Here is an 8,274-nt window from a genome sequence, read left to right as displayed (position 1 = left end):
CCCAGGTTCCCCAGCCATATTAAACTGGCCAGATTGTTGCAAAGCAGGAGTGGTTTTGCTGTCTTCGCCTTTGACGGTTCTGCGACGGTTTCCATGAAAAGCGGCAGCTTCTGATCGAGATGCTTTTGGAAAAAGGATTCCCCCCCGATCCCTTCCGGCATGCGAATCAGCGTAACCGGCCGGTTCCGAAGGTGCGGCAGCATATAGGGAGATACGCTCACCAGGTAGTGAATGAGATCCCGCTTCGTTAGCGCCTTGTATTTTTTGTGCGCTGGCCACATCACTTTATCCAGTTGGGTCAGCACGATCTGATGGCCTCCAACCTTCAAGATGCACTTCGCATCACTCTCGCCAAGCTGCTTCAACAACTGCGCAATTTCATCGGCGTCCACTTCACTGCTGCCCGGGGGCGATACCGGCTTTGCAGAAGGCAAAGAGACCATACGAGGATCGACATCCTCACGCAGTTTTACAAAGACCGGGTGCCGCAACTTGTTCTCTTTGGTTAGCTCAAAGTAACTTACTTCTGCAACCAGTTCAGGTTTGACCCATAAGGCCGCGCGAACCGCGTTGTCAGGCAAAAGTGAATTTTTAGTTGTTAGCGGCTGCAATCTGCCAAGCAGCATTGAGATGGTTCGCGTGTCGAATCCGGTACCGACACGCCCGACGTATTGCAGCGTAGCTTTGTCCCAATAACCCAGCAGCAACGCGCCCAAACTCCCTCGGTTCCCCGTCGTATAGCCCACAATAACAAACTCGGCTGTGCGGATCGGCTTGACTTTGAGCCAGTTCGGTGAACGCGCACCGACGCTATAGACGCTGGATTTCTTCTTCGCCATGACCCCTTCAAGCCCCGTCTCGATGGCAGCCTGATAGAGCGCGAGACCATCCTGCTCAGCATGGACGATTTTTACGTGATCGGATTGTGTCACGCATTGCTTTAGAAAACGGCGGCGATCTAGGTAAGCGGCATGGCGCGTGTTCACACCGACCGCATGGAGAATATCAAAACAGTAAAAGACGCAGCTATGCGCCTTGTCATCTTTCAACACGAATTTGGTGATCCCCTGTAGAGCTGAAAAAGATGGACGGCCATTCTCGAATGCAATTATCTCCCCATCCAGTACGGACGGCTGAACAGGCTGCCTGGCAAGCTCTTTCACTATATTCGGGAAGTATTTTGTGTAATCGATTCCCCCACGAGAAAGAAGCTTTACGTTCCCGTTGTTCAAGTAGGCCGTCATACGGTAACCGTCTAGCTTTGGCTCAAATAGCCACTCAGGGTGTGAGAACGCTTGCTCAGCCGTTTGCGCCGCCATTACCGCGATCTTTGTCGGCGTTGGCTCCTGGGGTTCAGAAGGCATCATCTGTGTCAACTGTAGCCGTGGAACTGACGCCGTGACAGCCGTCACCGTTTCCCCGGAAAGCGGAGACCGTTCTAGCTCGATGTCGACCGGGCCTATGCCGTCAGAGTGTTTAATCAGAAGCCAGCCTTTCACTGTGCGTATCAATGCATACGAGCCTTTGAGCTTTGTACCGGCGAATGTAAAGCTGAGTTTGCCTTCCTCAAGCGCATCTCGAACACGCGCCTGCCCGGTCTCGCGGTCATGAAAGGAATAGGCACCGCCCGTATCCGGCGAATACACGCCGCAATCCCAAACAATGACCTTGCCGGCGCCGTACTGCTTAGGCGGTATGACGCCCTCGAAACTCGCATAGTCGATCGGATGATCTTCGGTTTGCACGGCGAGGTGTTTTTCACCGGGCTTGATAAGAAGACCGTGAGGAACGGCCCACGACTTCAAAACGCCGTCTAGTTCAAGACGTAAATCGTAGTGAAGGTTGCGTGCAGCATGTTCGTGAATAACAAAAAAGAGGGGGCCTGCGCGAATTTTGAGATTAGCTGCAGGCTCAGGGGTCGCAGTGAAGTCACGCTTTTTGGCGTAAGTATCAAGGTTAGAGCTGTGGCTGCGTCCAATCATGATTTATGACTATGTGTAGTGACTTGCATTTGAAACGGACCCAACCTGCATTTGAGGCGATTCTCGGCCAGGAATGAAGGCACCCTCAAACCAGCATTAGCTGTATTCGAACCTGCATTTATCCGCGCCGACCTGCATTCCATCGTCGCGTGAACCAGCATTATCTGCAACTGACCAGGATGTTCAGCACGGCCTTGGTATCAGCCTCGATTTCGTCAAGCACGCCTAGCCAGTGGCCGATAACGCGCTTGACGCTCGGTGCTGGCTGCGTGTCACGCCAAACCGTCAGAATGCGGTGGTAGCCGACCAAATCAGCTCGTTGCACGCAGTACGAAGTCGTCATCTGGGTGGCCTCGATGTCGCTGAACGATCGAGGGATGCGCTTGGCCTGGTCCAACAGCCCAACCTGGTCAGCGGTATCCTGCTGAATACCGCGCAGGAAGTCGATAATGAGCGGTAGTCCAATCGGGTCCGGCCAAGTGATGACCTTTATTTCCTCGGCATCGCTAGTGCCGGTGGCAATCCTCAAGATGTCGTGGCTGCCGGCCCCGATCAAGTCTGCCTTGGGAATGTTCGTATGCGCCCACGGAAACAGCTCCTGTTTCTGTGCGATCAGCATGCGCAGGTCTTGCTTGAATCCCTGTTCCAAACCGGGAGGCGGTGCGTCCCGGTTGTCGGCCTCGACCATTTTCCAAATCCGCTCGATGTGGTCCTCCTGTTCGGCGTCAGGGAACAGGCTGATATTCCAAGCAAGGCAGCAGCTCATGGTCGCTTTTTTCCGCGCCTCCAATTCACCAATGAAGAGGACGTGCGGAAGCATGAAGGAAGAAAAGCAAGAGGCGACTGAAAATTGTTTGAATTTCATGAGCAAAATTAGATGGGCAGTCCAGCGGCGAGCATCCGGTCGCGCAGCTCCGCAGTGCGTGCCGGTTCGAGTTTGTTGTTGAACAGTGCGCGGATTTCCGCAGGCTTGGCGTCGAACTGCTCGACCATATCCTTCAACCTGTACCTGTAGCGGCCCGATAACATCGGCGCCCCGACCCGATTACATCCGCTTTTCGGGACCACATTCACTGAGAATGACCCGGCATCATAGCGGCACGCCCGCCGCCAACAGCCGATCATGCAGTTCCTGCGTGCGTTCGGCCGCGAGCTGGCCGGCGAGAAAGGAACGCACCTCGCGCGGCTTGACGCCCAAGGTGTCGGTCAGTTGCTTGACGTTGTACCCATTGCGCATCAGGCGCGCGCCCATGGCATTCAAATCGCGCCGCTGGCAACTTCGGTGAGTACCTTCGCGCAGCCAGCCGCCCGCAGTGCATCCACTTGCAGGGCGACGGTTTGGTCGCGGGTGCTGACGCGGGCATAGCCAAGGATCATGGGCGAAGCTTTCGCAATGACGCCGAAGCGTTTGTTTAACATACTCACCACTGTAGAGTAAATCGAACGTTGTTTTTGTGCACTGCTATTTTGCACGGAAAATTGGCAGTTGTGGCCACAATTAAGCCGAGTCGGCCTCGTGCAGAAAAACGATCGTTTTGCCGAACTGCATAAGTTCAAGCACATAATTGTGGTCCGCCATGCTGGCGGCTGAAGGTAATCAACACGCGAGGTCATATGGCGCTATTTGTCTTGAAACCGATCTTGTGGAATACGAACAACTATGTCAGGCCTTCAGGCGTAAGGGCAACATCTGGCTTTCCCAAAGAAACCGGCTACGGGCACGAGGAATGGAACAATAGTCCCCGCCTGCGCTTCACTGAGAACGGCCAGGTCATTCAGGCATTTCATACAGAGGGCGTCGGCAACGCGCCCGTGGCCGATAACGTCGGACAAACCTTCGTGTTCATGACCGCATCACATGACCGCGTACAGCAGCTCGTCGGCATAGCGGGCAACGCCACCCACCTGGTCGGCACCAACTCGACCGACCATGGAGCCGATGCCCTCAAGGCAGAGCGCGAGCGGCTAGGGGAGTTATTGCGGCTGGACGATCTTTGTGAAGATGCTTGGGCCGTCAAGAGGGTCAAGCAATGCTACGAGGAGGATCGCAAAAAATTCTTGCGCATTTGGCGGCGCGACAAGTACTGGGTACCAAACTGGATTTGCCCGGCGGCGTTCTACTTGTGGTTGGACCGACCCGTTACATTGGACCCTGTCGCAATCACCGGAAAGAGCAAGCTGCTTACGATGTTTGGCCGGTACACATTGCTCGATGCGGAGGCAGCCGGCCGAATCATGAACAGCGTTCCCGTCCTTGAACGAGACGATGTGTGGCAACGTTTGGGCGACGCGATTAACGTGGCACCTGAAGAACCTAGTCGGTGGGATGACTTACCGCCAGGACGGGACCCAATCACGTCCAAACTGGCCCTTGTGCAGGGTCGCCGGGGTCAGGGGCAGTTCCGGGAAGACCTTATGGTGGCATGGGAGAGGGCGTGTGCAGTGTCCGGTCTGACCACGCCAGATATCCTCCGAGCTTCCCATATCAAGCGATGGGCCGATAGCACGGCAAAGGAGCGACTGACGGCGCACAATGGTCTTCTCCTCTCGGCCAATCTCGACGCTCTGTTCGACCGGGGCCTGATCTCGTTTGCCGACGACGGCCAAATGCTGATGTCTCACGAGCTGGGGCAAGTCGATCGGCAGCTTCTCGGCTTACCCAAGGCGTTGCGTTGCCCGCCGTCAGCCCAACAGCGCACGTTCCTGGCTCACCATCGCCAGTTGCATGCCAAACGCTTGCAGTAATCGGACATAGCACATGAGCAACATTTTTCATTCTCGATTAATGTGGTTCCTGACCGATGTAATCGGGCTGTTCTCAACTAATATGGTCTCATTCTCAATTAATGTGGGCCAGAGCGCCCGGATATTCTCAGCTAATGTGGTCCCGAAAAACGGATGTTCTCAATTCCTGCGATTTATGTTCTCGGGCCGCTACATGTAACGGCTCGCGTTTGAAAACGGGCGCTCGCATTCGACGCCGTTTTCGGCTCGAATTAACTGCAAATGACGGAGCGCCCGTGCTCACGCTATCTGCAAATGAGCTTGCAATCGACGGCGCTGGCTTGCATTCTACGGTGGCATGCTCGCGCTAAATGCAAATACCGGAAGGCCATGGATATCGTCCCGTTGAGGTCTAGACAATCGGGCGACGATGTCTCGAATGTGCCGTATCAACCCATGTGAGACGCGAAAAGCGTCTCGATGGCAGTGCCTCGCATGGGTGTACCGATATGGTACAAATGGTAAATTCCCCTTGACGACTGACTCAGGGCGAAAACCGGACGGTCGGACCAACATACAATTTGATCACTGAGTTACTTCCGAAACCTAATTCCTAACATGGCCATCCACGATATCTACCACAAGGACAAGTTCGCTCGGGGTTGCTTCAATGATGCAACCAATGAGGTAACGATCCTCAGAGGATCGATCCTGAATATCGACCTTGCCGTGACTCCTCCGAGTAATATCGCCGCAAACTATCGCGATGTTGGCAAGCGGATCGCTGCCGGTGATATCCGGGTTAGGACGGATGATCGACTAGAGGTTGTTCACGACATCTGCGGACTCTCGCCCTCTGGCGCACGCGTTTTTGCTGATGGCAAGACTGGTAGCGGATGGAAAGTTTGGCACCTTGTGGACGGTGGCAAATTGCTGGACACTCTCCGTATCAACCAACCACCAGTTGAAGAGCACCCCTTGACAATCGTCAAAGAGCTCGCTAAGCCGCGACAAGGCTCTGTGGCTAACACCCTTGCGAATCCTACAGACAGGAGTGGTGCGCCACCACCAGGTAATACTGGCACACTCACCGCAGGCCAAGACCGATCAGAATGCGGCTACCGTATTGCTCACGCGCAGAAGAGCCTGTCGCTAGTCCTCAAACACATGTGGTGCCACGGATTCCTTACAAATCCACCACCGGTCTGCGTAATCGATTCGATAATCCTAAGAGCGGCCGCAGGTCGCGGTGCCGCAACCCACCGGGTTCCTTGGACCCGTGTTGCATCACTCAAGGCCTACCGAGAGCACCTCGCAATCTGCAAGTGTGCAGCGGGTGGTCATCAGATCGCCATCTGGGAGCTCTTCGTCTTCTATGGCGGAGAACCTCCGGGCGACTTGACAAACGAGCAGCTGCAACACGCCAAGGAGTCCTTCCTCCTTAAGAACCCTTTCGCTGCCCCCCCCGGTTCCTATCGGAGTCGGGCCATTCATGACTCGCTCAAAGATGTACACCGATCCGCTTTCGGACGCAACCCGACGTGGCGCGTCGGCGAAAGAACGCTTGCCAGAGCACCCGTCCGCAGACGCCACGACCAGTTACTCATTGAAATTTACTCCCACTACGAATCCGGAGTCAGGCACACGGAGGAGCATTTCATTGAAGACATCGCTCACCTTGTTGCTGTGATGAACTCCGAATTCGAAAAATATTTCCGCTAACTCGCGTTGAACAGAGGTTGGGGGCTCCGCAGCCCCCGGTCGGCTCCGTGGCCCAGGGTAGGTAACGGTCAAGCAGCGGGTCAAAGGTCAGGTCTTGTTCTTTGCCTTGAAGCACGGATGTTGAGCGTCCGCTTTCTCCGTCAGGCTATGTCGCCTCAGGGTCCAGACTGTGTAAAAACGAAGCGCCACCGTTGCCTCCCATAAATTCGGAATTTCTGGATTCCGATGTAAACGAGGTCAGTTTTGAAACGTTGAATAGCGATATCATCAACGTTGAGGCACGCAGATGAAACGGTTTGTTCAAGGCGAAGAACGCACACAAGGCACTTTGCTTCCAGAGCATTTGGATGACTACGTCACAGAAAATAATCCGGTCCGTGTGATCGATGTCTTTGTCGATGAACTCGATCTCGCAGACCTTGGGTTCGATGGAGTCAATCCGGCTGCGACAGGCCGGCCTTCATATCACCCGGCAGTGCTACTGAAGATCTACGTCTACGGCTACCTCAACCGCATCCAATCGAGCAGACGACTTGAGTGCGAGACGCAGCGCAATATCGAACTAATGTGGCTGACCGGGAGGTTGACACCGGATTTCAAGACCATCGCCAACTTCCGTAAGGATAACGGCAAAGCCATTCGTAATGTCTCTCGCCAGTTCATCGTGCTGTGCCAACAGTTGGACCTGTTCTCCGACGCCATCGTTGCCATTGACGGCAGCAAATTCAAGGCCGTCAACAACTGCGACCGCAATTTCAGCAGCAACAAACTGAAACGACGGATGGAGCAGATCGAGGCGAGCATCGCTCGCTATCTGGTCGCGCTCGATACTGCCGATCGGCAGGAACCTGCGGTAGCGCGAGCGAAGAGCGTGCGGCTTGAAGAGAAGATCGCAACATTAAAAACGCGGATGAAGGAACTCAAGGAGATCGAAGTCCGGCTTGACGCATCTGACGACACACAGATCTCGCTAACGGATCCCGATGCACGTTCGATGATTACCCGTGGCATCGGCATCGTCGGCTACAACGTCCAGACTGCCGTTGACACGAAACATCATCTGATCGTCGCCCACGAGGTCACGAATTCGGTCTCCGATAGGGACCAGCTTTCTGGTATGGCGAAACAAGCACGCGTAGCTATGGCAACGGAAACGCTGACCGCTATTGCAGACCGTGGCTATTTCAAGGGCGAGGAAATCTTGGCATGTCATGATGCCGGACTTCCAACGCCAAGGCCGACGGACGATACGATAAAGCCGACTTTATTTATGACGCACAAAAAAACGAGTATCGCTGTCCAGCAGGTCAGGCGTTGATCTGGCGATTTGCCACCGTTGAAGCGGGTATGAAGAACCACCGCTATTGGAGTTCCAATTGCAAAGATTGCGCCCTCAAGGAAAAATGCACACCAAGTCCGCAGCGCCGAGTAGCGCGATGGGAGCACCAGGGCGTGCTTGATGAAATGCAGACCCGTCTGGACCAAGCCCCAGACACGATGCGCGTTCGTCGTTCAACCGTTGAGCATCCGTATGGCACCATCAAGGCATGGATGGGCTGGACGCACTTTCTGACGAGAGGCTTTGATCACGTGAAGACCGAGATGAGCTTGCATGTCCTAGCCTACAACTTGGCGCATGATGAAAATATTGGGTCTCGGCGCCCTGATGAGAGCGGTGAGGACCTGAGGTCCTTTTATCACTAACAATAACGTCAAATTGAAGGCCTTATGGGGCCACTAGGCGACGCGGCATAAAAATTCTTGAGCGCGGTACGATTTGTTGGCGACGCGGCAAAAATGATTTACGGGGCATGCCTGTCCCAGAAAGTTCAGCCTGGCGGCACAC

General features: G+C 54.7%; 7 protein-coding genes and 1 pseudogene. 3 read left to right on the top strand and 5 right to left on the bottom strand.

The features are described 5' to 3' along the window. From ligD to ACFOFO_RS23800, 5 genes are all read right to left on the bottom strand, one after another. The coding region (ligD, locus tag ACFOFO_RS23820; protein ID WP_390333146.1) for a non-homologous end-joining DNA ligase at window positions 1-1,982 on the bottom strand (1,982 nt) is incomplete at its 3' end. Window positions 1,983-2,142: 160 nt separating this feature from the next. Further along, window positions 2,143-2,847 (bottom strand): hypothetical protein, encoded by a 705-nt coding sequence (locus ACFOFO_RS23815; RefSeq protein ID WP_390329725.1) that lies wholly within the window; start codon window positions 2,845-2,847, stop codon window positions 2,143-2,145. Window positions 2,848-2,855: 8 nt separating this feature from the next. Then, window positions 2,856-2,975 carry a phosphoribulokinase gene (locus tag ACFOFO_RS23810; protein ID WP_390329722.1) on the bottom strand — a complete coding sequence of 40 codons (120 nt, stop codon included), beginning with the start codon at window positions 2,973-2,975 and terminating at the stop codon, window positions 2,856-2,858. Window positions 2,976-3,072: 97 nt separating this feature from the next. Further along, window positions 3,073-3,234: a hypothetical protein gene (locus ACFOFO_RS23805; RefSeq protein ID WP_390329721.1), complete on the bottom strand. Its 162-nt coding sequence runs from the start codon at window positions 3,232-3,234 to the stop codon at window positions 3,073-3,075. Between the two features lie 5 nt (window positions 3,235-3,239). Then, window positions 3,240-3,455, bottom strand: a complete 216-nt coding sequence (locus tag ACFOFO_RS23800; protein WP_390333143.1) for a recombinase family protein — start codon at window positions 3,453-3,455, stop codon at window positions 3,240-3,242. Between the two features lie 141 nt (window positions 3,456-3,596). Here ACFOFO_RS23800 and ACFOFO_RS23795 point away from each other — a divergent pair, with 141 nt between their 5' ends. From ACFOFO_RS23795 to ACFOFO_RS23785, 3 genes and pseudogenes are all read left to right on the top strand, one after another. After that, window positions 3,597-4,727: an HNH endonuclease gene (locus tag ACFOFO_RS23795; RefSeq protein WP_390329717.1), complete on the top strand. Its 1,131-nt coding sequence runs from the start codon at window positions 3,597-3,599 to the stop codon at window positions 4,725-4,727. Between the two features lie 597 nt (window positions 4,728-5,324). Then, complete coding sequence (locus ACFOFO_RS23790; RefSeq protein ID WP_390333140.1) at window positions 5,325-6,428, top strand: DUF4357 domain-containing protein; 1,104 nt, start codon at window positions 5,325-5,327, stop codon at window positions 6,426-6,428. A gap of 286 nt (window positions 6,429-6,714) precedes the next feature. Continuing rightward, window positions 6,715-8,115: pseudogene (locus ACFOFO_RS23785) on the top strand (IS1182 family transposase). The last annotated feature ends 159 nt before the right edge of the window (window positions 8,116-8,274 follow it).

The organism is Pseudundibacterium arcticum (assembly GCF_042646465.1).
GTDB lineage: Bacteria > Pseudomonadota > Gammaproteobacteria > Burkholderiales > Burkholderiaceae_D > Undibacterium_A > Undibacterium_A arcticum.
The sequence above is the reverse complement of the archived record's forward strand: the minus strand, read 5'-3'. Positions and strand labels throughout refer to the sequence as shown.